Consider the following 21607-nt stretch of genomic DNA (forward strand, 5'->3'; position numbering starts at 1 on the left):
GAAAGATTGACCAAGATCCTGTTTGTCTGCACGGGCAATATCTGCCGCTCGCCGACCGCCGAAGGCATAGCCCGTCACCGGATCGAAGCGGCCGGACTGTCCGCGGCGATCATGGTGGATTCGGCCGGAACCTACGGCGCCCACGTCGGGGAGCTTCCCGACCCGCGCGCCCGAAAAGCCGCAGAAAAGCGGGGCTACGATCTTTCCACGCTGCGTGCGCGAAAACTGGAGACGGCCGATTTCCAGAATTTCGATCTGCTTCTGGCAATGGATGCGGGCCATCTCGAGATCATGCGTGGCACCTGCCCGGAAGTTTATCGGCCGAAACTGCAACTGTTCATGAACTACGCCCGCAGGCACCCGCTGAGCGAGGTGCCGGATCCCTACTTCGGCGGCGAGAACGGTTTCGAGGTGGTGCTGGATTACTGCGAGGATGCCGTCGAAGGTCTGCTCGAGGAGATCATCGGGCGTTGAGGTGAACAAGAGCCCGCCCGCCGCTTCCGGCACGGCGGCAGGATGCCAGGACTGCAGCGCGAAAAAATGGGGCCCTCCACGAGGAGGGCCCCATTCGCGCCAAGACGCCGCAAGGCTTATTTGGAGTGGGTTTCGACCTGCTGCAGCGGTTCGTTGACGATGACCGGCGCCGGACGCGGACGGCGTCCCAGCGGCGGGGCAGGAGTCTCGTCCGCCGTACTCGCCAGTTCCTGCACCTTGTCGCGGCTGGTCTCGATCATCACGAGGCCGCTTTCGGCCAGGTTCACCCCCAGGTCGATCGGAGCGGAGGGCGCCCGGGACTCAGCGGTCCTGACTTCGGCTTCGGGCATGGCGACTTCGGTTTCCGGCGCGACATTTTGCGCGGGAGCCGCAGCGGGTGCCTGCTCGGCCTCGGCCTCCGCCAATTCCTCGCGCGCGGATGCCTGTACCGGTTCGCGGCCTGCAGGGGCAAAAGGCTCCATGAGGCCGGCCTGCAGCGATTCGCGCGCACGCTCGGCAGCTTCGATCGCTGCTTCCGGTGCAATTTTCGCTTCGAGTGCCGGTTCAATCGCAGCTTCTCTTTCGGCCACAGGTTGCGCAGCGGCTTCGAGCTTCACCGGCGCCAGCGCCGGCTCGGCTTCCGCGGGCGATTCAGCCTCGATATTGGCTGCCGGATGCAGAGAGACAGGCAACGGTGCGGCTTCGGCTGTGACAGCGACGGGTTCCGGCGAGGTAGCGGCGACAGGCAGCGGGGCGGCAGCTTCCGCGGCAGCGACGGACAACTCGGCCGGGGCCTCGGCAACCGCCTCGGCACTGACGGCTTGTGTCGTTTCCGGTGCTGTTTCGATGCTCGGCATAGCCGCTTCGGCCGAGCTATCCGCGGTTTCGTCGCCCGATGCGGCAACTTCTGTCTGCTGTTCGGTTCCGCGCCGGTCACGGCGGCCGCGGCTGCGGCGACGACGCTTCTCGGCAGCGCCCTCTTCGGCGGCGGGAACGATTGCTCCGGCCTCCATCGGCGCGACCGGGGCGGCGGCGATTGCGACGGTACTGACCGGCAATTCCACGACGTTGTCTACTACGGCCTCACCCTGCTTCGGCTGACTGCGCGGGCCACGGCCCTGGCGCGTACGGCCGCCGTTGTCACGCTCCGGACGTGCCGGCCTGTCGCCGCGCTCGACGACCGCCTCGGGTCGTTCTGTACGCTCGGGCCGTTCGGGTCGCTCCGCGCGTTCGCTGCGCATCGACCCTCTTGCAGCCTGGGCGGCCAATGTCGAGTCGTCACGCTCACCCCGTTCGGTGCGTTGCTGGCCATCGCGACGGTTGCGATTGTTGCCGCGGCGAGTATCGCTGCGCTCGACCCGCGGGCGGGGCTCCTGCTTCTGGGCAACCTCCGCAACCCTCTGCGGCGTCACGGCCGGCTTCTCGCTGCGCAGCCAGCCGAACAGGCGCTGGAACAGTCCGGCGGGCTTCGCCACGGGGGTGGGCGCCGCCACCGGTTCGGGTTTCGGTTCGACGATCGGGGCGGGCTGGGCCGGCGAGATTCCCTTCACCACGGCTTCCGCGCGCGGCGGCTTGTTGTCGTCCTTCGACGGCAGCCGCAGATCGACTTCCGCAGGTTTGCCGACCATCTGGTAGCTCGCCAGCGCGACCTCTTCCTGGTTCAGCTGGTCATGGCGCAGACGAATGATTTCGTGGTGCGGCGTCTCCAGGTGGCGGTTCGGGATGATGATCAGCTGGATCTTGTGGCGGACCTCGATATGCGCGATGTCCACGCGCTTCTCGTTGAGCAGGAAGGTCGCGACGTCGACCGGAACCTGCAGATGCACGGCGCCGGTGTTTTCCTTCATCGCCTCCTCTTCGAGGATGCGCAGGATGTGCAGCGCCGACGATTCGGTGCTGCGGATGTGGCCCGTGCCGTTGCACCGCGGGCACGGGATATAGCTGGTTTCGGCGAGCGCCGGGCGCAGGCGCTGGCGCGACAGTTCGAGCAGGCCGAAGCGGCTGATCTTGCCCGTCTGGACGCGCGCACGATCATGCCGCAGCGCGTCCCGCAGCAGGCCTTCGACTTCGCGCTGGTTCTTTTGCGACTCCATGTCGATGAAGTCGATGACGATCAGGCCGCCGAGGTCGCGCAAACGCAGCTGGCGCGCGATTTCCTCGGCCGCTTCGAGGTTGGTGCGAAACGCGGTTTCCTCGATGTCCGCACCCTTCGTCGAGCGCCCGGAGTTCACGTCGATCGACACCAGCGCCTCGGTGTGGTCGATGACGACTGCCCCGCCGCTCGGCAGGGTGACCTGACGCGAGTACGCGGATTCGATCTGGTGCTCGATCTGGAAGCGCGAGAACAGCGGCACGTCGTCGCTGTAGCGCTTGACGCGGTTGACGTTCGCCGGCATCACGTGTGACATGAACTGCCGCGCCTGTTCATACACGTCGTCGGTGTCGATCAGGATTTCGCCGATCTCGGGCTGGAAATAATCGCGGATCGCACGGATCACGAGGCTGCCTTCCTGGTAGATCAGGAAAGCGCCGGACTGCGACTGCGCTGCGCCATCGATTGCGCGCCACAGTTGCAGCAGGTAGTTCAGGTCCCACTGCAGCTCTTCGGCGTTGCGGCCGATTGCGGCGGTGCGCGCGATCAGGCTCATGCCGGACGGAATTTCGAGCTGATCCATGACGTCGCGCAGCTCGGTGCGTTCGTCACCCTCGACGCGGCGCGACACGCCGCCGCCGCGCGGGTTGTTCGGCATCAGGACAAGGTAACGGCCCGCCAGCGAAATGTAGGTGGTGAGCGCCGCGCCCTTGTTCCCTCGTTCGTCCTTTTCGACCTGGACGATGAGTTCCTGACCTTCCTTCAGCGCGTCCTGGATGCGGACCTTGCCGACATCGGCGCCGGTGGCGAAATAGGTGCGGGAAATTTCCTTGAACGGCAGAAATCCGTGTCGCTCGCCGCCGTAATCGACGAATGCGGCTTCAAGACTCGGTTCGATGCGGGTGATGACGGCCTTGTAGATGTTGCTCTTGCGTTGTTCCTTGGCGGCCGATTCGATATCGAGGTCGATCAGTTTCTGACCGTCCACGATCGCGACGCGCAATTCCTCGGCCTGCGTCGCGTTGAAAAGCATGCGCTTCATTTATGTCGTTCCCCCGCGCGGAACCCACGGGCAGGACGAACGGCGCGCACCATCGCGCTTACTACGAGATCAGGAGCGGGTAGTGATGCCTACTTTTTTCTGGTCGGTAATGGGCTGTGATGGGTCGGCTGGTCGAATTCTCGCGTGTTCCCGCCGAAGGCCGGAACCCTTGATCCTGCGTGTGCGTTACGCGTCTAGATTCAATCAAATGGATTGAAGTTTGTCGATTGCGTTACCATCAATGCCTTTTTTGGCAGCGCTGGCACGTTTTGGTTGCCCGGGAGCTCGCATTCGGGCTCGTTGTCGTCCGTCCGCATCCGCTTTCGTGCGCGAGGGACTTCGACTGCAACCGGGGCCAACCGGGACCAAGTATATTTCAGGATGATGGAACAAGGCAAAGCGATTGCGGTACGGCGCGAGCGGGTGGACGAGGCGGCGGCCGGCCAGCGTATTGACAACTACCTGTTGCGGATCTGCAAAGGCGTGCCGAAGAGCCACGTCTATCGCATCCTGCGCAGCGGCGAGGTCAGGGTGAACGGCGGGCGGGTCGCCCCGACGTACCGTCTCGCGGAGAACGACGAAATCCGTATTCCCCCGATCCGGCTGGCCGAAAAGGCGACAAGCGGGCCCGCTCCGGCCGGAGAACCGCTGCCGGTGGTGTTCGAGGATGAAGCGCTGCTGGTGGTGGATAAACCGTCGGGCAAAGCGGTGCATGGCGGCAGCGGCGTGAGCTTCGGCGTCATCGAACAGCTGCGCAGCCAGCGGCCCGATGCGCGGCTGCTCGAGCTCGCGCATCGCATCGACCGCGAGACCTCCGGTTTGCTGGTGATCGCGAAGAAACGCTCGGCGCTGACTGCGCTGCACGACATGATGCGCGAGGGCCGCGTCGAAAAGCGTTACCTGACGCTGGTTGCCGGCCGCTGGGCGAACCCGCTGCAGCATGTCAAGGAACCGCTGTTCAAGTACCTCACCCCCGAAGGCGAACGGCGCGTGAGGGTGAGCAGTGACGGAAAGGCTTCGCACAGCATCGTCAGGCTGGTGCGGCGGTGGTCGCGGTTCAGCCTCCTCGAAGTCGAACTCAAGACCGGACGCACGCACCAGATCAGGGTGCACCTCGCCCATCTGGGTTTTCCGCTGTGCGGCGACGACAAGTACGGGGATTTCGCGCTGAACAAGTCCCTCGAAGCCGAAGGCCTGAAGCGGATGTTCCTGCATGCGGCGCGGCTGTCCTTCGCTCACCCGCTGACGGGCGAGGCGATTACGCTGACAGCCGATCTGCCCGCCGAATTGCAGTCCTTCCTCGCCCACCTCGACGCCACGGAGCCGCGCAAGCATGGCTGACCGCTACGATCTAATCGTTTTCGACTGGGATGGCACGCTGATGGATTCGGCTGCGGCGATCGTCGCGGCAATCCTGGCCGCGTCGCGCGACCTGAACCTGCCCGAGCCTTCGGAAGAGCGCGCACGCCATGTGATCGGCCTCGGCCTGTCGGACGCGTTGCGCCATGCGGTGCCCGAACTGGCTGAAAACGACTACCCGCTGATGGTCGAGCGTTATCGCTTCCATTACCTGTCACGCGACCACGAGTTGACGCTTTTCCCCGGCGCGGCCGCGATGATTGCGCAGCTTGCCGCGACGGGACGCAGCCTTGCGGTCGCGACCGGCAAGAGCCGGCTCGGGCTCGGGCGGGCGCTGGAGCAAACAGGCCTGGGGCCGTATTTCCATACCACGCGTTGCGCCGATGAATGTTTTTCGAAGCCTCACCCGGCGATGCTCGAAGAGATCATGCACGAACTCGGGATTGCCAAGCATCGCACGCTGATGGTGGGCGACACCACGCACGACCTGCAGATGGCGAAGAATGCCGGCGTCGAATCCCTGGCGGTGGCATTCGGCGCCCATCCGCGCGCAGCGCTCGAGGCGGAGTCGCCTGTCGATGTCCTCGCGACTCCGGGAGAACTGGCGACATGGCTGCGGGACAACGCCTGATCTGCTGATCTACCGAGCTACGCGTGAGGCGAGTTGCTGGAAGGCGACGGGGGATCAGCGCGCCAGCATGAGGAATAGGGCAGGGCGCCGCGCGAGATCCGGCTTCGGGGCGCGCTGCCACTCGGCGATGCTGCGCGTGCGGATCCATTCGTCGTCGGTCGTCAGGTTGCGCGCGATACAGAGGCGCGAAGTGGGGTGGCAGACCGCGAGCAGTGCTTCATGGAGCCGCTCGTTGCGGTAGGGCGTCTCGATGAAAATGTGCGTGCGCTGCAGCCGGCGTGACTCTTCCTCGAGGTGGCGGATGCTCCGGTCGCGCTCGCCTTCGGCCACCGGGAGATAGCCGTTGAACGCGAAGCTCTGGCCATTGAGCCCCGAGGCCATCAGCGCGAGCAGGATCGACGAAGGGCCGACCAGCGGACGGACCGCGACCTCCAGCGCATGCGCGCGGGCCACCAGCCGCGCTCCCGGATCGGCAACGGCCGGACAGCCGGCTTCGGACATCAGCCCGATGTGCTCTCCGGCAAGCGCCGGCTGGAGCAGCGCGTCGAGTTCGGCGTCGCTGTCCCGTTCGGGCAGGACGCGGATGTCCAGCTCGCGCAATGGGGCTGGATGTTCGAGGCGCCTGAGTTCGGCTCTGGCCGTCTTGGCGTTTTCGACGACGAAGTGACGGATGCCTGTCGCGATGCGCTGCGCTTCCGCCGGCAGGAAGCGCGTCCACGACGTGTCGCCGAGGCTCACCGGCACCAGGAACAACGTTCCGGATGCCGGCTTCATGGCAGCTGGAGGCCTTCAGCCCGCAGCATGCGCGACAGCGCGATCAGCGGCAGGCCGACCAGCGCAGTCGGATCGTCGCCGGACAGCGAGTCGAGCAGCGTGATTCCCAGCGCTTCGGACTTCGCGCTGCCGGCGCAATCGAGCGGACGTTCCTTGTCGACGTAACGAACGATCTCGTCGTCGGCCAGCTCGCGAAACTTCACCCGTGTCGGGACGTTCTCGCAGCGGACCTGCCCGCTGCGGGCGTTGACCAGTGCCACCGCAGTATGGAATATCACCGTCGCGCCGCGCATGCGTTGCAGCTGTCCGATGGCGGCCGCGACCGTTCCGGGCTTGCCGAAGATTTCGCCGTCCAGGTCGGCGACCTGGTCGCTGCCGATGACCAGCGCGTCCGGATATCGCACTGCAACCGCGCGCGCTTTCTCCACTGCGAGGCGATTCGCCGTATCCGGCGGCATCTCGTTCCGCAAGGGCGTTTCATCGACGTCGGGGCGGGCCGTCTCGAACGGCAGCTGAAGGCGCTCGAGCAGCTGGCGCCGGTACGCGGAGGTCGAAGCGAGGATGAGTTTCATCGGTATCGGGCGTGTCGCGGGAGAGATATTGATTTCAGGCGGTTGCCCGGCGCGATGCCGGCGATCGACTATCGCACAGGTGCATCAGCTATTTTGACAGGGCAAGCCGAAAATAATATCATGCGCGCCTTATGTCGCAACGATGCCTCATTCCGGATCCGTTCAAGTTTGCTGCCGAGGGGCGCAAGCTGTCCGGCGTCATCCCGTCTGCGGATCTCGGGCGGCTCGCGGATGTGATCCTCGACACCGCCGGGGAAGTCGCCTATGAGCTGTTCGGGGAACTCGGGTTGGATCGCAAGCCGCGTCTCAGGCTGCGCGCCACCGGGGTGTTCCCGTTGCGGTGTCAGCGCTGTCTGGGTCGGATGGATTGGCCGCTGAACATCGAAACGCGGCTCGAACTGGTCAGGCCGGGGCAGGCGATTCCGGAAGGCGAGCTGGAAAACGATGAATTCGATGCGATCGAAGCGACGCCGGATCTGGATGTCCTGGCGCTCGTCGAAGACGAAATCGTACTCGCGGTGCCCATAGCGCCGCGGCATGAAAAGTGTGACGTGCCACGTCCGTCGGACGGGGCGGAAAAGAAATCGCCTTTTGCTGCGCTCGAGAAGCTTCGCAAGAGCGATGACGCAACTTAGGCGCGATATTTGTATTAGGAGCGTTTCATGGCTGTTCAGCAGAACAAGAAGTCCCCTTCGAAGCGTGGCATGCACCGTGCGCACGATTTCCTGACCGATCCTCCGCTGGCGGTCGAGCCGACCACCGGTGAAGTGCATCTGCGTCACCACATCAGCCCGAGCGGCGTGTACCGCGGCAAGAAGGTCGTCAAGACCAAGGGCGAATAAGTCCGGTCACCGGAAACGGCGCGGCGCCTTGTGCGCCTGCGCCGTTTTTTCATCCGAATCAATTGTTCGAACCCCGCGAGAAGCCGATGGGTGTCACCGTTGCGATCGACTGCATGGGTGGCGATCATGGCCCGGCCGTGACCGTTCCTGCTGCGCGAGCGTTCCTGCGCAATCATCCCGAAGCCCGCATCATCCTCGTCGGCCGCCAGGACGCGCTCGAGCAGGCGATGACCGCCATCGGGAACGGATTCGGCCAGCGGCTTTCGCTCCACGCCGCGTCCGAAGTCGTCGCGATGGACGATCCTCCGGCAATCGCGATGCGCACGAAGAAGGATTCGTCGATGCGCGTGGCGATCAACCTGGTGAAGTCGGGCGAGGCGCAGGCTGCAGTGTCGGCCGGCAACACCGGTGCGCTGATGGCGATCTCGCGCTTCGTGCTGAAAACCTTGCCGGGAATCGACAGGCCGGCGATCGCCACCATTCTGCCGACGCGCAAGGGGCAGACGTACGTGCTCGATCTGGGCGCCAACGTTGACTGCCTGCCCGAGCATCTGCTCCAGTTCGGCATCATGGGCGCAATGCTGGTATCGGCCGTCGAGCATCTCGAGCGGCCGACGGTGGGCCTGCTCAACATCGGCGAGGAGGCGATCAAGGGCAACGAGGTGGTGAAGCGGGCCGGGGAGTTGCTGAAGGCGAGCGGCCTGAACTTCTACGGCAACGTCGAAGGCGACGACATCTACAAGGGTACGACCGACGTCGTGGTGTGCGACGGATTCGTCGGCAACGTCGCGTTGAAGACCTCCGAAGGGCTGGCGCAGATGCTGGCGACTTTTCTGCGCGAAGAATTCAGCCGCAATCTGCTCAGCAAGGCGATGGCGCTGATCGCGATGCCGGCGCTCAAGCGCTTCAAGCATCGCGTCGATCACCGTCGGTACAACGGCGCGGCGCTGCTCGGATTGCGCGGCGTAGTCGTCAAGAGTCACGGCTCGGCCGATGCGTTTGCGTTCGAGCAGGCAATCCACCGCGCCGCCGAGGCGGCATCGAACCGCTTGATCGAGCGCATTACCGAACGGATGACGGCTATGGGAGTGGCAGCATGATCTACGCACGGATCGCCGGAACTGGCAGCTTTCTGCCGGGCGAGCCGGTAACCAACGACGACCTGGTGGCGCGCGGTATCGATACGTCGGACCAGTGGATCATCGAACGGACCGGAATCCGCAGTCGGCATCTGGCGGCGGCGGAAATGTCGTCGAGCGATCTGGCCAAGACGGCGAGCGAGCGCGCGCTCGAAGCGGCAGGAGTGCGGCCCGACGACATCGACCTGATCATCGTCGCGACCTCCACCCCCGACTGCATCTTTCCCAGCACCGCCGCACTGCTCCAGTCGAAGCTCGGTATTCGCAATGGCGCTGCCGCGTTCGACGTGCAGGCGGTTTGCAGCGGTTTCGTCTATGGGCTGACGATCGCCGAGAAGTTCATCCGCTCCGGCAGCCACCAGCGCGCGCTGGTCGTCGGCGCCGAAGTGTTCTCGCGCATTCTCGACTGGTCGGATCGCGGCACCTGCGTCCTGTTCGGTGACGGCGCCGGCGCGGTCGTGCTCGAAGCGGCCGGGGCGCCGGGAATCCTGGCGAGCGCGCTGCACGCCGACGGAAGCCATCATCCGATTCTCTGCGTTCCGGGGGGGGTGGCGGCCGGCCAGGTCGTCGGCGACCCGTTCCTGCGCATGGACGGGCAGGCCGTGTTCAAGTTCGCGGTCAGGGTGCTCGGCGACGTCGCGCTGGAAGTGCTCGACCAGGCGGGCGTCACGGTCGACTCGGTGGACTGGCTGATTCCCCACCAGGCGAATATCCGCATCCTGCAGGCGACTGCGCGCCGTCTCGGCGTCTCGATGGACAAAGTGATCACGACCGTCGATCGCCACGGCAACACCTCCGCGGCATCGATTCCGCTGGCGCTCGACCTCGCCGTCCGCGATGGCCGTATCCGGCCGGGGCACCGCTTCATCATCGAAGGGGTGGGCGGCGGTTTCACGTGGGGCGCGGCGCTGCTCCAATTCTGATACAGGACGGATACGATGGTTTTTGCGCTGGTTTTCCCGGGACAGGGGTCGCAATCGGTCGGCATGATGTCGGCCTACGGTGAACGGGCCGAGATTCGCGACACCTTTGCCGAAGCGTCGGATGCGCTCGGCGAGGATTTGTGGCAGATGGTGAGCGAGGGGCCGGCAGAGCGGCTCGCGCTGACGGTGAATACCCAGCCGCTGATGCTCACCGCCGGCATCGCCGCGTACCGTGCGTGGCTGGCTGCCGGCGGGCCGAAGCCCGCGCTCGTCGCCGGTCACAGCCTCGGCGAATACTCCGCGCTGGTCGCCGCCGGAGCGCTGAGCTTCAAGGATGCCGTGCCGCTGGTGCGCTTTCGTGCGCAGGCGATGCAGGAGGCGGTTCCGGCAGGCGAAGGGGCCATGGCAGCGCTGCTTGGCCTCGACGTCGAGGCGGTCCGCGAGGCGTGCGCCGAGGCCGCCCAGGGCGAGGTCGTCGAAGCGGCTAACCTGAACGCGCCGGGCCAGATCGTCATTGCCGGAGCGAAGGGTGCGGTCGAACGCGCCATCGAGGCAGCGAAGGCGCGCGGCGCGAAGCGCGCGATGCTGTTGCCGGTCAGCGCCCCGTTCCACTGCGCGCTGATGAGGCCGGCAGCCGAGCGGCTGGCCGAGCGCCTCGCGACGGTCACGATCGGGCGGCCCGAGATCGCGGTGCTGAACAACGTCGATGTCGCGGTGTGCGATGATCCCGCAGGAATCCGCGACGCGCTGGTCCGGCAGGCGTTCTCGCCGGTGCGCTGGATCGAAATCGTGCAGGAAATTTCCCGGCGTGGCATCGGCCACGTCTTCGAATGCGGCCCGGGCAAGGTGCTCGCGGGGATGACCAGGCGGATCGCAGGTGACCTGCAGGGCGGCTCGATTCACGACGCCGCCAGTCTCGAACTCTCGCTCGCGGCGGTGAAATGAGCGCAACGAATTCACCCCTGGAAGGGGCAGTCGCGCTGGTGACCGGCGCTTCGCGTGGTATCGGCCGCGCAGTCGCGCTCGAACTGGGCCGGCTCGGCGCCACGGTCGTCGGGACGGCGACTTCGGAAGCGGGCGCGGCGGAAATCGGCAAGAGCCTGCTCGAAGCCGGGGCCGAAGGCTGCGGTCTCGCGCTCGATGTGACCGACGGCGCTGCCTGCGAGGCAGCGATCGGAGAGATCGAAAAGCGTTTTGGCGCGGTCGGCATTCTCGTGAACAATGCGGGCATCACGCGCGACAATCTCGCGTTGCGCATGAAAGACGACGAGTGGGATGCGGTGATCGACACCAATCTCAAATCGGTCTTCCGCATGTCGCGCCTGGTCATGCGCGGGATGATGAAGGCGCGCGGCGGGCGCATCATCAACATCACTTCGGTGGTCGGCAGCGCCGGCAATCCCGGACAGGCGAATTATGCGGCAGCAAAGGCCGGAGTGGCCGGCATGAGCCGCGCCCTCGCCCGCGAACTGGGCAGCCGCAACATCACTGTCAATTGCGTTGCACCCGGATTCATCGACACCGACATGACTCGCGCACTGCCCGAAGCGGCGCGCGACGCGCTGCTGGGCAACATCGCGCTCGGTCGTCTTGGCCGACCGGAGGAGATCGCCGCGGCGGTCGCCTTCCTTGCTTCACCCGCCGCTGCTTACGTTACCGGGACGACCCTGCACGTGAATGGTGGTATGTACATGTCGTGAGCGCCGGCCGCGATAGCGGTTGCCATCCTTTTTGGTAGAATACGCCGGCTTTTTTATTCATATCTGGATCATTCAGGGAAGGAGTTAGTTCATGGAGAACATCGAACAGCGCGTCAAGAAGATTGTCGCCGAGCAGCTTGGCGTGAACGAATCGGAGATCAAGACCGAGTCGTCTTTTGTCGACGATCTGGGCGCGGATTCGCTGGACACCGTCGAACTGGTCATGGCGCTGGAAGAAGAATTCGAGTGCGAAATCCCGGACGAAGAGGCCGAGAAGATCACCACGGTTCAGCAGGCGATTGACTACGTCACCGCTCATCTGAAGAAATAAATCTGATTACCGGAGCGAACATTGACCCGTCGCAGAGTCGTCATTACCGGTCTCGGGATCATCTCGCCGGTCGGTAATACCGTTCCGGAAGCCTGGGACAACATTGTCAACGGCCGCTCCGGCATCGGCGAAATCACGCGTTTCGATGCCTCCAGCTTCCCGGTCAGGATCGCCGGCGAAGTGCGGGGTTTCGACATCGGCGCCTACCTTTCTCCCAAGGAGGCGCGCCGTATGGATATTTTCATCCACTACGGCCTGGCAGCGGGCATCCAGGCGTTCAGGGATGCCGGACTGGACGTCACCGCGTCCAATGCGGAACGCATAGGGGTCAACATCGGGTCGGGGATCGGCGGTCTGCCGATGATCGAAGCGACCCACGACGATTTTCTCAAGGGCGGGGCGCGCAAGATTTCCCCGTTCTTCATTCCCGGCACGATCATCAACATGATCGCCGGCAACCTGTCGATCATGCTCGGACTGAAGGGTCCATGCCTGGCGATGGTCACCGCGTGCACCACGGCGACGCACTGCATCGGCGAGGCAGCCCGCCTCATCCAGTACGGGGATGTCGATGTGATGGTGGCCGGTGGTGCCGAATCCACCGTCACTCCGCTCGCCGTCGGCGGCTTTGCTTCGGCGAAGGCGTTGTCGACGCGCAACGATGATCCGCTTACTGCCAGCCGTCCGTGGGACAAGGGGCGCGACGGTTTCGTGCTCGGCGAAGGCGCCGGCGTGCTGGTCCTCGAAGAGTACGAGCACGCGAAGGCGCGGGGCGCCCGGATCTACGCCGAAATATCCGGCTACGGCATGAGCGCCGATGCTTATCACATGACTGCACCGGCCGAGGACGGCGACGGCGCCGCGCGCTGCATGGCGAACGCGATGCGCGATGCGCGCATGACGGTCGAAGAGATCGACTACGTCAACGCCCACGGCACTTCGACGCCGCTCGGAGACGTGGCCGAGACGACCGCGGTGAAGCGCTGTTTCGGCGATCGGGCAAAGTCGATCGCGGTGAACTCCACCAAGTCGATGACCGGTCATCTGCTCGGGGCCGCGGGAGGTGTGGAAGCGGTGTTCACCGCGCTGGCCCTGCACAACCAGATCGCTCCGCCGACGATCAACATTTTCGAGCAGGACGAGCGGTGCGACCTTGATTACGTCGCGAACAAGGCGCGTCCGATGGAGATCCGGGCAGCGCTTTCGAATTCGTTCGGATTCGGGGGCACGAACGGCACGCTGGCGTTTCGTCGCATCTGAACGGACGGGATAGCGCTGCGCATGCGCTATCCGCTCGAACTGCCGCTCAGGCCATCCCGCCAGGCACTGGTCATGATCGCCGCGATCCATACGATCGCGGCGATCGCGTTTCTGCGTTCATCGCTTTCCGGGCCGGCTCTCTATCCTGTCCTTTTCGTGCTTGCCGTATCGCTTTTCGCCGGCCTGCGCGTCGAGTGGCGCAAGGCGGGCCGAGTTCTGACCCTCGAGAATGATGGAACGCTTCGCGACGGCAGCGAAGTCGCGACGCTGGTGCCGGAGCCGGGCTGCACCGATTTTGGCTGGGCGGCGTGGCTGCAGTGGCGACGCGACGAGGCGCAGGGCGCCGGTACGCGCTGTCGCGGATCGATCATGCTGCTGCCCGGCAACCTGCCCGGTGGACAGTGGCGGGCGCTGCGCATCTGGTTGCGGCACAAGGTTGGTGCCGGCCGGGAAAAGGTGCGGGTGCGCGAAAACCCGGGCGGGAAACCGTAGAATCAGGTTTTTCGGGGCTGCAGGATCGTCGGGAGAGCCTCGTCGAGCAGTCCCGGATAGTCGCGCGAGAAATGCAGGCCGCGGCTTTCCTTGCGTTCGAGCGCGCAGCGCACGATGAGATCGGAAGTGACGACCAGGTTGCGCAGTTCGATGAGATCGTTGGTCACGCGGAAGTTCGAGTAGAACTCATTGATCTCGCTCGTCAGCAGGCGGATGCGGTGCTGCGCGCGCTGCAGGCGCTTCGTTGTCCTGACGATGCCGACGTAGTCCCACATTGCTCGCCGCAGTTCTGCCCAGTTGTGGGCGATCACGACCTCTTCGTCGGCATCGGTCACCCGGCTCTCGTCCCACTCGGGCAGCGCAGGAATCGGGTCGCGGGGGCGCGCCTGGATGTCTTTCGCGGCGGCTTCCCCGAATACCAGGCATTCGAGCAGCGAGTTGCTCGCCAGCCGGTTCGCGCCGTGCAGACCGGTGCACGCCGATTCGCCCACGCAATAGAGGCCGGCCACGTCGGTACGGGCGGCGAGGTCCGTGACGACGCCGCCGCAGGTGTAATGGGCCGCCGGGACGACGGGAATGCCTTCGCGCGTCATGTCGATGCCGAGTTCGAGGCAGCGTGCGTGGATGTTCGGGAAATGTTCCCGCAGCCAGTCGGCCGGCTTGTGGCTGATATCGAGGTAGACGCAGTCGAGGCCGCGCTTCTTCATCTCGAAGTCGATTGCGCGGGCGACGACGTCGCGCGGGGCAAGCTCCGCTCGCGGGTCGTGTTCCGGCATGAAACGGGTGCCATCGGGGAGCCTCAGGACGCCGCCTTCGCCCCGGACGGCCTCGGAAATCAGGAACGACTTGGCTTGGGGATGGTAGAGGCAGGTCGGATGAAACTGGATGAACTCGAGGTTCGCGACGCGACAACCGGCGCGCCAGGCCATCGCGATCCCGTCGCCGGTGGCGACGTCCGGATTCGTCGTGTAGAGGTAGGCCTTGCCGGCGCCTCCGGTCGCGAGCACGGTGCTGCGCGCCGCGATCGTGATCACGCGTCCATCGGCGATGTCTAGCACGTAGGCCCCGAGGCAGCCTTCGCCGCTGCGTCCGACCTTGTCGCCGAGGATCAGGTCGATCGCGATGTGATTCTCGAGAATGTGGATGTTCGGATGCGCGCAGACGCGCTCGGTGAGCGTGGCCTGGACGGCGGCCCCGGTGGCATCGGCGGCGTGGATGATGCGGCGATGGGAGTGCCCGCCCTCACGCGTCAGGTGGTATCCGATCGCGGACTGGTCTTCCCGGGTGAAGGGAACGCCCCGGCGTATGAGCCATTCGATTGCAGCTTTGCCGTGCTCCACGACAAAGCGGGTCGCTGCCGGGTCGCAAAGGCCTGCGCCCGCCGTGAAGGTGTCCTGTATATGGGCTTCGATGCTGTCGGTGGCGTCGAGTACCGCCGCAATGCCGCCCTGCGCCCACGAACTCGCGCTGTCCGCGATGGAACGTTTGGTCACCAGCGCAACGCGCAGATGGTCCGCAAGGCGCAACGCCAGCGATTGGCCAGCGGCGCCACTGCCGAGAATGAGTACGTCGTATTGTATTGACAAGGTCGTGAGCATCCAGGGTCGGTCGCGCGCCGGAATATAGCACGCCGCGGGGAGGGGCCGGAGTCCACGCATACATTGGATCCGGCGGAATCACAAGACCCCTTTGCCGTCTGAACTATTCCCGGAAGGCTGTGTCTCTTGCAATAGCTTCGGCTTTGCCGGACTCATGGGCGGTCGTTATACTGGCGCGGATTTTGCCCAACCTAGAGAAACGACCCGCTCATGAGCGATCGCGAAATTGATCAGCAGCTTGTCGAACGCGTTCAGCGCGGCGACAAGCAAGCCTTCGGCTTGCTGGTAACAAAATACCAACGCAAGCTGCATAGGCTGCTTTCGCGGTTGATTCGCGATTCTGCCGAGGTGGAGGACGTCGCCCAGGAGACGTTCATCAAGGCTTACCGTGCCTTGGGTTCTTTCAGGGGCGACAGTGCTTTTTACACTTGGCTTTACCGGATCGGAATCAACACCGCTAAGAACTACCTGGTATCCCAGAGCCGTCGTGCCCCGACATCGACCGGATTCGATTCGGAAGAGGCAGAAACCTTCGAGGAAGGCGACAACCTGCGCGACATCAATACGCCCGAAAGGCTGATGATGACACGCCAGATCGGGCAGACGGTGGATGAGGCGATGGAGGCGCTGCCCGAAGAATTGCGCACCGCGATCATGCTGAGAGAACTGGAAGGCCTTAGCTACGAAGAGATCGCGAGCATCATGGATTGTCCCATCGGGACGGTCCGGTCCCGGATTTTCCGGGCGCGCGAGGCAATTGCTGAACGACTGCGGCCGCTGCTGGATACGGCTCCTGACAAACGTTGGTAGGTGGTACTCATGAAGGACAAACTGTCGGCACTGCTGGATGGCGATCTGGACGAACAGGCGATGGGCCCAGTGTTTGACTCGATCCGTCGAGATCGGTCTTTGCGCTCCGACTGGGACACATACTGCATCATAGGTGACGTCCTGCGCGGGGCGCGGGACACTTCTCCCGGTCTGGTCGCCCGGGTGATGGCGGGCATCGAGGCGGAGCCCACGGTGCTTGCCCCTCCCGCTTCCGGCGCCGCCAGCGGGCAGCCGGGGAGCGCACGGCCTCGGGCGCGACGATCCCTGATGCCGCTTGCCGCGTCGATCATGGGCGTCGCCGCTGTCGGGTGGGTCGCGCACACACTGTATGCCGAGCCCGAAAGAGACGTCCGCACAGCGAGTGCCGCCAGTGGCCTCCAGACAGTGGAAAGCGTTTCCGTCCCGGTCGGGGCCGCAGCCACCTCACCCCAGGTCGACCGCCACCGCGAATATCTCTTCGCACATCAGGCGATGACTTCCGGCGGACCGCTTTCGGGCGTCATCCAGCACGTCCGGACAGTTTCGGATGTGCGACAGGACGTCAATCGATGAGAGGTTTTGCCGCTGCGTTGGGTCTGTGCCTGCTGTTCGCCCAGACCCAGGTTCTGGCGCAGGCACCGAGCGACCCCGTATCCTGGCTGGGGCGCATCGCTACTGCAGGACAACGCTTGACCTACTCGGGAACCTTCATCTATCAGTCGGGCAAGAATTTCGAAACCTCCCGGATCTCGCATATGATCGACGCGGGCGGGACGGAACATGAACGGCTCGAGGTGCTTGACGGAAGCCCTCGCGAGGTGATCCGGACCAACAGCGAAGTGCGATGCGTCCTGCCGGACCAGAAGATCGTCATAATCGACCAGCCGGGCGGCCAGCGCGCGTTTCCCGCACGGCTTCCGGCATCGTTCGGCAGCCTCACCGAGAATTACCGCATCCGCAAGGGCGAACCGGGCCGAGTGGCTGGACTCGACGCGCAGCTCATCGTCCTGGAGCCCAAGGACGACCTGCGATACGGCCATCTGTTGTGGGCCGAAGTCCAGTCCGGCCTGTTGCTCAAGGCCCGCACGATCGACGAGCGCGGCGAGATCATCGAGCAGTTCACTTTCGGCGATGTGAAGATCGGCGGCGAGATTGCGACCGAGGCCTTCAAGCCGCGCTATGTCAAGGACGATCGATGGCGCGTCGTCCGTGCCCATGGGGTCGAGGTGGGAAAGGAAGAGAGCGGCTGGGTGTTGACGACGCCGCTGCCCGGGTACTCGATGAAGTCGATCGTACGACGTCCGATAGGGCGCGATCGCGCCGAAGTTCTCCATTTCGTATTCAGTGACGGTCTTGCCGCAATCTCGGTATTCATCGAACCACTGGCCCCGGATGGTGGCGTCAACGGCGCGGGGCCGCTGGCACCGAGCGGTGCGATAAACACATACAAGCGCGTCGTCGCCGGCCATCTGGTCACGGCGCTCGGCGAGGTTCCTCTGCGGGCAGTCCAGAGGTTGGGCGACGGAATCGAGCCGGTCGCACGATGATCGAAGCCAGGGCTGTGGTCACCCGCGCGGAAAGCGGCGAGGCGTGGGTTCGCATCGATGATCGTCCGGGAGGATGTGGCCGCTGTGACGAACCGGGCGGGTGCCGCTCGACCGGGCTTGCCTATGCGCTGAAAGCGCCCGACAAAGTGTTCAGGCTGCCAAACCGGATCGGCGCCGAAGCGGGCGACGCCGTGCGCATCCGCATCGACGACGGTGCTCCCCTGCGCGGTGCCTTGCTCGGCTATGGCCTGGGCGTCGTCCTGCTGCTCGCCGGCGCGGCGCTCGGGACAGCCTTCGCGGCCGAAGGGCAGGGCGATCTGTTCGCGCTGACCGGAGGCGTCGGAGGCCTCGTTGCCGCGGTGGGGTTGAATCGCTTCGCGCTGCGCAGCACGAAGCTGCGCCAGGCGTTCGACGTCGAAATGGTGCGGGAGCCGGCGTCCTGCGGGCACCAGGCGGGAACGTCCTCATGACTTCGTGGAGCACGGTGTACCGTTGTCTGGCCGCGGTCGTGATGTCGTCGCTGATGCCGATCGCGGCCGCAGCCTCCGCCGTATCGCTGCCGGACTTTACCGAACTCGTGCAGCGGCAGGGCGCCGCGGTCGTGAATATCAGCACGAGTCAGTCATCGAAAGAAGGCACCACGTTGTTTCCCGGTTTCGACGAAAACGATCCGATGTTCGATTTTTTTCGTCGCTTCATCCCGCGCAAGCCTGAAGTGCCGAAAGCGGATCCTGAAAACCGCTCGCTCGGCTCGGGGTTCGTCATCAGTGCCGACGGTTACATCCTCACCAATGCACATGTCGTCGATGCGGCGGACGAAATCCTGGTCCGGCTCGTCGATAAGCGCGAATTCCGCGCGCGCGTGATCGGCGCGGACACGCGCAGTGATGTCGCTCTGATCAAGATCGAGGCGACGGACTTGCCGAGGCTCGTGATCGGCGATCCGGACAAGCTGAAGGTGGGCGAATGGGTCGTCGCGATCGGATCGCCGTTCGGTTTTGATCACTCCGTGACGGCAGGGATCGTCAGTGCGACCGGCCGCAGCCTTCCCGACGAGAACTTCGTCCCGTTCATCCAGACCGATGTCGCGATCAATCCGGGCAATTCCGGCGGCCCGCTGTTCAATCTCCGTGGCGAGGTCGTCGGCATCAATTCGCAGATCTACAGCCAGACGGGCGGGTTCATGGGGCTGTCGTTCGCGATCCCGATCAATGTCGCGATGGATGTCCAGCAGCAGCTGCGCACCACCGGCCGCGTGCAGCGCGGGCGGATCGGGGTCGCGATACAGGAGGTGACGCGCGGGCTCGCGGAGAGCTTCGGTCTGCCGCGGGCCGCGGGGGCGCTCGTGAGCGCGGTCGAACCCGACGGCCCGGCAGCCCGTGCCGGCGTGGAACAGGGCGATGTCATCGTGAGCTTCGGCGGCAAGAGCGTGGAGGCCTCGGCCGATCTGCCTCGTATCGTCGCAGCGAGCCGGCCCTCCTCGCGCGTCAATGTGCGGGTGTACCGCAATGGCGAACCGCGCGAACTGAGCGTGACGGTGGGCGAATGGCAGGACGACGCGCCCCCCCGGACGCGGCGCAGCGAGCGCCCGCAGCCGGCGCCGAACAAGCTGGGTCTGGTGGTCGCCGAGCCGACGCCGGCCCAGCGGCGCGAGCGCGAGGTCGAGCACGGACTGATCGTCGAGCGTGTGCAGGGCGCTGCCGCGCGCGCGGAATTGCAGCGTGGCGACTTCATCCTCGCGCTGGTGTCGGGCGGCCGGCAGGTCCCGCTGAAATCGGTCGCGGCCTTCACGCGCGCCGTCGCGGGGCTCAAGGACGGCCAGCAGGTGACGCTGCTCGTGCAGCGCGGCGAGGGGACTTCCTACGTAACGCTGCAGGCGGGCGAGTGAGCGGGGTCCGCGAGCTGGTGGTCATGAGCCGCGAGTGGTGCCACCTGTGCCACGATCTGCTCGATGAGCTCCGGCCGCTGGCGACGGAGCTCGGCTGGACATTGCGCGTTCTCGACGTCGATGCCGACCCCGAACTCGAGGCGCGCTGGAACGAACTGGTTCCGGTCGTGCTCGGCGGCGACACTGAACTGTGCCGCTACCGGCTCGACGCGGCGGCCGTTCGTGCCTATTGCCGACGTTTTCCGCTAGAATCCGCGCCTTAACCGGGTTAACCAATTCATCCAGGGTGCCGCACGGCACCTTTCTTTTGTTGTCGCATGCAACATATCCGAAATTTTTCGATCATCGCCCACATCGATCACGGCAAGTCTACGCTGGCGGATCGGCTCATCCATTTTTGCGGGGGCCTGTCCGATCGCGAGATGGAGGCGCAGGTTCTCGATTCGATGGATCTCGAGCGTGAGCGCGGGATCACGATCAAGGCCCAGACGGCCGCGCTGCAGTACACGGCCAAGGACGGGCAGGTCTACAACCTCAACCTGATCGACACGCCGGGCCATGTGGACTTCTCGTACGAGGTCAGCCGCTCGCTGTCGGCATGCGAAGGCGCGCTGCTCGTCGTCGATGCCTCGCAGGGCGTCGAGGCGCAGACCGTGGCGAACTGCTATACGGCGATCGAGCAGAACGTCGAAGTCGTTCCGGTCCTGAACAAGATCGATCTGCCGGCCGCCGATCCCGAGAGCGCGCGCAAGGAGATCGAGGACGTGATCGGCGTCGATGCGTCCGAGGCGGTGCTGTGCTCGGCGAAGACCGGGCTTGGCATCAAGGACGTGCTGGAAACCGTCGTGCGCCGCGTGCCACCGCCGAAAGGCGACCCGGACGCGCCGCTGAAGGCGCTGATCATCGACTCGTGGTTCGACAATTACGTCGGCGTCGTGATGCTGGTGCGTGTCGTCGATGGCGTGCTCAAGCCCAAGGATCGCATCCTGCTGATGGCCAACGGCGCGCAGTACCCGTGCGACCAGGTCGGCGTGTTTACGCCGCGGTCGGTGGGGCGCCCGCAACTGTCGGCCGGCGAGGTCGGATTCATCATCGCCGGGATCAAGGAACTGCAGGCGGCGAAAGTCGGCGACACGGTGACGCTCGCGACGCGCCCGGCGAGTGAACCCCTGCCGGGCTTCAAGGAAATCAAGCCGCAGGTGTTCGCCGGACTTTACCCGGTCGAATCGAGTGAATACGACCAGCTGCGCGATTCGCTCGAAAAGCTCCGGCTCAACGACGCCTCGCTGCAGTACGAGCCGGAAGTCTCGCAGGCGCTCGGTTTCGGGTTCCGCTGCGGCTTTCTCGGCCTGCTGCACATGGACATCGTGCAGGAGCGGCTCGAGCGCGAATTCGACATGAACCTCATCACCACCGCGCCGACGGTGGTGTACGAAGTCGTGATGAACAGCGGCGAAGTGATCCGCGTCGAGAACCCGGCCAAGCTTCCCGACCAGTCGAAGATCGCCGAGATCCGCGAGCCGATCATCACCGCGACGATCTTCCTGCCGCAGGACTACGTCGGGCCGGTCATCACGCTGTGCAACCTCAAGCGCGGCGCGCAGGTGGACATGCGCTATCACGGCCGCCAGGTGCAGCTGGTCTACGACCTGCCGATGAACGAAGTCGTGATGGATTTCTTCGACAAGCTGAAGTCCGTTTCACGCGGCTACGCATCGCTTGACTATGAGTTCAAGGAGTACCGCGCTGCCGATCTCGTCAAGCTCGACCTGCTGGTCGGCGGCGAGAAGGTCGACGCCCTGTCGGTGATCGTCCATCGTGCCTCGGCGCAGTACCGCGGGCGCGAGGTCGCGGCGAAATTGCGCGGACTGATTCCGCGCCAGATGTTCGATGTCGCGATCCAGTCGGCGATCGGCTCCCACATCATCGCCCGTGAAACGATCAAGGCGCTGCGCAAGAACGTGCTCGCCAAGTGCTATGGCGGGGACATCTCGCGCAAGAAGAAGCTGCTCGAAAAGCAGAAAGAGGGCAAGAAGCGGATGAAGCAGGTGGGCAACGTGGAGATCCCGCAGGAAGCTTTCCTCGCCGTGCTACGGGTCGATGAAGGCAAATGATGCGCAGCCGGGCGTGATG

23 protein-coding genes are annotated in these 21607 nt (G+C 64.9%); 19 read left to right on the forward strand and 4 right to left on the reverse strand.

The window, feature by feature from the left end; translation table 11 throughout:
• Positions 1 to 6: 6 nt before the first annotated feature.
• Positions 7 to 474: a low molecular weight protein-tyrosine-phosphatase gene (locus GO606_RS01905; RefSeq protein ID WP_169117872.1), complete on the forward strand. Its 468-nt coding sequence runs from the start codon at positions 7 to 9 to the stop codon at positions 472 to 474.
• Positions 475 to 590: 116 nt separating this feature from the next.
• Here the strand turns inward: GO606_RS01905 and GO606_RS01910 are convergent, their stop codons facing one another.
• A complete protein-coding gene (locus tag GO606_RS01910) occupies positions 591 to 3608 on the reverse strand; it encodes an Rne/Rng family ribonuclease (protein ID WP_169117871.1) in 3018 nt (1005 codons plus the stop codon).
• A 381-nt stretch (positions 3609 to 3989) separates the two neighbouring features.
• Here GO606_RS01910 and GO606_RS01915 point away from each other — a divergent pair, with 381 nt between their 5' ends.
• Both GO606_RS01915 and GO606_RS01920 read left to right on the forward strand, forming a co-directional pair.
• Positions 3990 to 4949: an RluA family pseudouridine synthase gene (locus GO606_RS01915; RefSeq protein WP_169117870.1), complete on the forward strand. Its 960-nt coding sequence runs from the start codon at positions 3990 to 3992 to the stop codon at positions 4947 to 4949.
• Positions 4942 to 5598, forward strand: a complete 657-nt coding sequence (locus tag GO606_RS01920) for an HAD-IA family hydrolase (protein ID WP_169117869.1) — start codon at positions 4942 to 4944, stop codon at positions 5596 to 5598. The genes GO606_RS01915 and GO606_RS01920 overlap by 8 nt, the downstream gene beginning before the upstream one ends.
• 54 nt (positions 5599 to 5652) lie before the next feature.
• Here GO606_RS01920 and GO606_RS01925 read toward each other — a convergent pair whose 3' ends face one another.
• Both GO606_RS01925 and GO606_RS01930 read right to left on the reverse strand, forming a co-directional pair.
• On the reverse strand, positions 5653 to 6372 hold the full coding sequence (locus GO606_RS01925) for an SAM-dependent methyltransferase (protein WP_169117868.1): 720 nt from the start codon (positions 6370 to 6372) through the stop codon (positions 5653 to 5655).
• Positions 6369 to 6944, reverse strand: coding sequence for a Maf family protein (locus GO606_RS01930; RefSeq protein WP_169117867.1), 576 nt, complete (start codon positions 6942 to 6944; stop codon positions 6369 to 6371). Before GO606_RS01930 ends, GO606_RS01925 begins: the two co-directional genes overlap by 4 nt.
• Before the next feature lie 233 nt (positions 6945 to 7177).
• Between GO606_RS01930 and GO606_RS01935 the strand changes: the two genes are divergently transcribed.
• The 9 genes from GO606_RS01935 to GO606_RS01975 all read left to right on the forward strand — a co-directional run bounded on the left by GO606_RS01935 (position 7178) and on the right by GO606_RS01975 (position 13631).
• Entirely contained in the window at positions 7178 to 7579 is a 402-nt protein-coding gene (locus GO606_RS01935; protein ID WP_343316180.1) for a YceD family protein, read from the forward strand.
• A 27-nt stretch (positions 7580 to 7606) separates the two neighbouring features.
• Positions 7607 to 7786 carry a 50S ribosomal protein L32 gene (rpmF, locus tag GO606_RS01940; protein WP_169117865.1) on the forward strand — a complete coding sequence of 60 codons (180 nt, stop codon included), beginning with the start codon at positions 7607 to 7609 and terminating at the stop codon, positions 7784 to 7786.
• An 86-nt stretch (positions 7787 to 7872) separates the two neighbouring features.
• Complete coding sequence (gene plsX / locus GO606_RS01945; protein ID WP_169117864.1) at positions 7873 to 8886, forward strand: phosphate acyltransferase PlsX; 1014 nt, start codon at positions 7873 to 7875, stop codon at positions 8884 to 8886.
• On the forward strand, positions 8883 to 9848 hold the full coding sequence (locus tag GO606_RS01950) for a beta-ketoacyl-ACP synthase III (protein WP_169117863.1): 966 nt from the start codon (positions 8883 to 8885) through the stop codon (positions 9846 to 9848). Before plsX ends, GO606_RS01950 begins: the two co-directional genes overlap by 4 nt.
• A gap of 15 nt (positions 9849 to 9863) precedes the next feature.
• A complete protein-coding gene (fabD, locus tag GO606_RS01955; protein WP_169117862.1) occupies positions 9864 to 10793 on the forward strand; it encodes an ACP S-malonyltransferase in 930 nt (309 codons plus the stop codon).
• On the forward strand, positions 10790 to 11548 hold the full coding sequence (gene fabG, locus GO606_RS01960) for a 3-oxoacyl-ACP reductase FabG (RefSeq protein ID WP_169117861.1): 759 nt from the start codon (positions 10790 to 10792) through the stop codon (positions 11546 to 11548). The genes fabD and fabG overlap by 4 nt, the downstream gene beginning before the upstream one ends.
• Positions 11549 to 11639: 91 nt before the next feature.
• Entirely contained in the window at positions 11640 to 11879 is a 240-nt protein-coding gene (acpP, locus tag GO606_RS01965) for an acyl carrier protein (RefSeq protein ID WP_011238908.1), read from the forward strand.
• Positions 11880 to 11900: 21 nt separating this feature from the next.
• A complete protein-coding gene (gene fabF, locus GO606_RS01970) occupies positions 11901 to 13139 on the forward strand; it encodes a beta-ketoacyl-ACP synthase II (protein WP_169117860.1) in 1239 nt (412 codons plus the stop codon).
• Between the two features lie 21 nt (positions 13140 to 13160).
• Entirely contained in the window at positions 13161 to 13631 is a 471-nt protein-coding gene (locus GO606_RS01975; protein ID WP_343316181.1) for a protein YgfX, read from the forward strand.
• Positions 13632 to 13633: 2 nt separating this feature from the next.
• Here the strand turns inward: GO606_RS01975 and nadB are convergent, their stop codons facing one another.
• On the reverse strand, positions 13634 to 15229 hold the full coding sequence (gene nadB / locus GO606_RS01980) for an L-aspartate oxidase (RefSeq protein WP_425532179.1): 1596 nt from the start codon (positions 15227 to 15229) through the stop codon (positions 13634 to 13636).
• A 210-nt stretch (positions 15230 to 15439) separates the two neighbouring features.
• Here nadB and rpoE point away from each other — a divergent pair, with 210 nt between their 5' ends.
• From rpoE to lepA, 7 genes are read left to right on the forward strand one after another with little or no spacing between them, the layout of a single operon-like run.
• A complete protein-coding gene (gene rpoE, locus GO606_RS01985) occupies positions 15440 to 16039 on the forward strand; it encodes an RNA polymerase sigma factor RpoE (protein WP_011238912.1) in 600 nt (199 codons plus the stop codon).
• A 9-nt stretch (positions 16040 to 16048) separates the two neighbouring features.
• On the forward strand, positions 16049 to 16612 hold the full coding sequence (locus tag GO606_RS01990; protein ID WP_169117857.1) for a sigma-E factor negative regulatory protein: 564 nt from the start codon (positions 16049 to 16051) through the stop codon (positions 16610 to 16612).
• Entirely contained in the window at positions 16609 to 17586 is a 978-nt protein-coding gene (locus GO606_RS01995) for a MucB/RseB C-terminal domain-containing protein (RefSeq protein WP_169117856.1), read from the forward strand. The genes GO606_RS01990 and GO606_RS01995 overlap by 4 nt, the downstream gene beginning before the upstream one ends.
• A complete protein-coding gene (locus GO606_RS02000; protein WP_169117855.1) occupies positions 17583 to 18056 on the forward strand; it encodes a SoxR reducing system RseC family protein in 474 nt (157 codons plus the stop codon). The genes GO606_RS01995 and GO606_RS02000 overlap by 4 nt, the downstream gene beginning before the upstream one ends.
• Before the next feature lie 41 nt (positions 18057 to 18097).
• Entirely contained in the window at positions 18098 to 19474 is a 1377-nt protein-coding gene (locus tag GO606_RS02005) for a DegQ family serine endoprotease (protein ID WP_425532182.1), read from the forward strand.
• Positions 19475 to 19497: 23 nt separating this feature from the next.
• Positions 19498 to 19737, forward strand: coding sequence for a glutaredoxin family protein (locus GO606_RS02010; RefSeq protein WP_169117900.1), 240 nt, complete (start codon positions 19498 to 19500; stop codon positions 19735 to 19737).
• Between the two features lie 54 nt (positions 19738 to 19791).
• On the forward strand, positions 19792 to 21588 hold the full coding sequence (gene lepA / locus GO606_RS02015) for a translation elongation factor 4 (RefSeq protein WP_169117853.1): 1797 nt from the start codon (positions 19792 to 19794) through the stop codon (positions 21586 to 21588).
• The last annotated feature ends 19 nt before the right edge of the window (positions 21589 to 21607 follow it).

The sequence above is a fragment of the Aromatoleum anaerobium genome, from assembly GCF_012910705.2.
GTDB lineage: Bacteria > Pseudomonadota > Gammaproteobacteria > Burkholderiales > Rhodocyclaceae > Aromatoleum > Aromatoleum anaerobium.

Excerpts from the sequence above, each read along its gene's own strand:
- GO606_RS01910 (WP_169117871.1), bottom strand. The coding sequence starts at position 3,608 with ATGAAGCGCATGCTTTTCAACGCGACGCAGGCCGAGGAATTGCGCGTC.
- GO606_RS01915 (WP_169117870.1), top strand. The coding sequence starts at position 3,990 with ATGATGGAACAAGGCAAAGCGATTGCGGTACGGCGCGAGCGGGTGGAC.
- GO606_RS01920 (WP_169117869.1), top strand. The coding sequence starts at position 4,942 with ATGGCTGACCGCTACGATCTAATCGTTTTCGACTGGGATGGCACGCTG.
- GO606_RS01925 (WP_169117868.1), bottom strand. The coding sequence starts at position 6,372 with ATGAAGCCGGCATCCGGAACGTTGTTCCTGGTGCCGGTGAGCCTCGGC.
- GO606_RS01930 (WP_169117867.1), bottom strand. The coding sequence starts at position 6,944 with ATGAAACTCATCCTCGCTTCGACCTCCGCGTACCGGCGCCAGCTGCTC.
- rpmF (WP_169117865.1), top strand. The coding sequence starts at position 7,607 with ATGGCTGTTCAGCAGAACAAGAAGTCCCCTTCGAAGCGTGGCATGCAC.
- plsX (WP_169117864.1), top strand. The coding sequence starts at position 7,873 with ATGGGTGTCACCGTTGCGATCGACTGCATGGGTGGCGATCATGGCCCG.
- GO606_RS01950 (WP_169117863.1), top strand. The coding sequence starts at position 8,883 with ATGATCTACGCACGGATCGCCGGAACTGGCAGCTTTCTGCCGGGCGAG.
- fabD (WP_169117862.1), top strand. The coding sequence starts at position 9,864 with ATGGTTTTTGCGCTGGTTTTCCCGGGACAGGGGTCGCAATCGGTCGGC.
- fabG (WP_169117861.1), top strand. The coding sequence starts at position 10,790 with ATGAGCGCAACGAATTCACCCCTGGAAGGGGCAGTCGCGCTGGTGACC.
- acpP (WP_011238908.1), top strand. The coding sequence starts at position 11,640 with ATGGAGAACATCGAACAGCGCGTCAAGAAGATTGTCGCCGAGCAGCTT.
- GO606_RS01975 (WP_343316181.1), top strand. The coding sequence starts at position 13,161 with ATGCGCTATCCGCTCGAACTGCCGCTCAGGCCATCCCGCCAGGCACTG.
- nadB (WP_425532179.1), bottom strand. The coding sequence starts at position 15,229 with ATGCTCACGACCTTGTCAATACAATACGACGTACTCATTCTCGGCAGT.
- rpoE (WP_011238912.1), top strand. The coding sequence starts at position 15,440 with ATGAGCGATCGCGAAATTGATCAGCAGCTTGTCGAACGCGTTCAGCGC.
- GO606_RS01990 (WP_169117857.1), top strand. The coding sequence starts at position 16,049 with ATGAAGGACAAACTGTCGGCACTGCTGGATGGCGATCTGGACGAACAG.
- GO606_RS01995 (WP_169117856.1), top strand. The coding sequence starts at position 16,609 with ATGAGAGGTTTTGCCGCTGCGTTGGGTCTGTGCCTGCTGTTCGCCCAG.
- GO606_RS02000 (WP_169117855.1), top strand. The coding sequence starts at position 17,583 with ATGATCGAAGCCAGGGCTGTGGTCACCCGCGCGGAAAGCGGCGAGGCG.
- GO606_RS02005 (WP_425532182.1), top strand. The coding sequence starts at position 18,098 with ATGTCGTCGCTGATGCCGATCGCGGCCGCAGCCTCCGCCGTATCGCTG.
- GO606_RS02010 (WP_169117900.1), top strand. The coding sequence starts at position 19,498 with ATGAGCCGCGAGTGGTGCCACCTGTGCCACGATCTGCTCGATGAGCTC.
- lepA (WP_169117853.1), top strand. The coding sequence starts at position 19,792 with ATGCAACATATCCGAAATTTTTCGATCATCGCCCACATCGATCACGGC.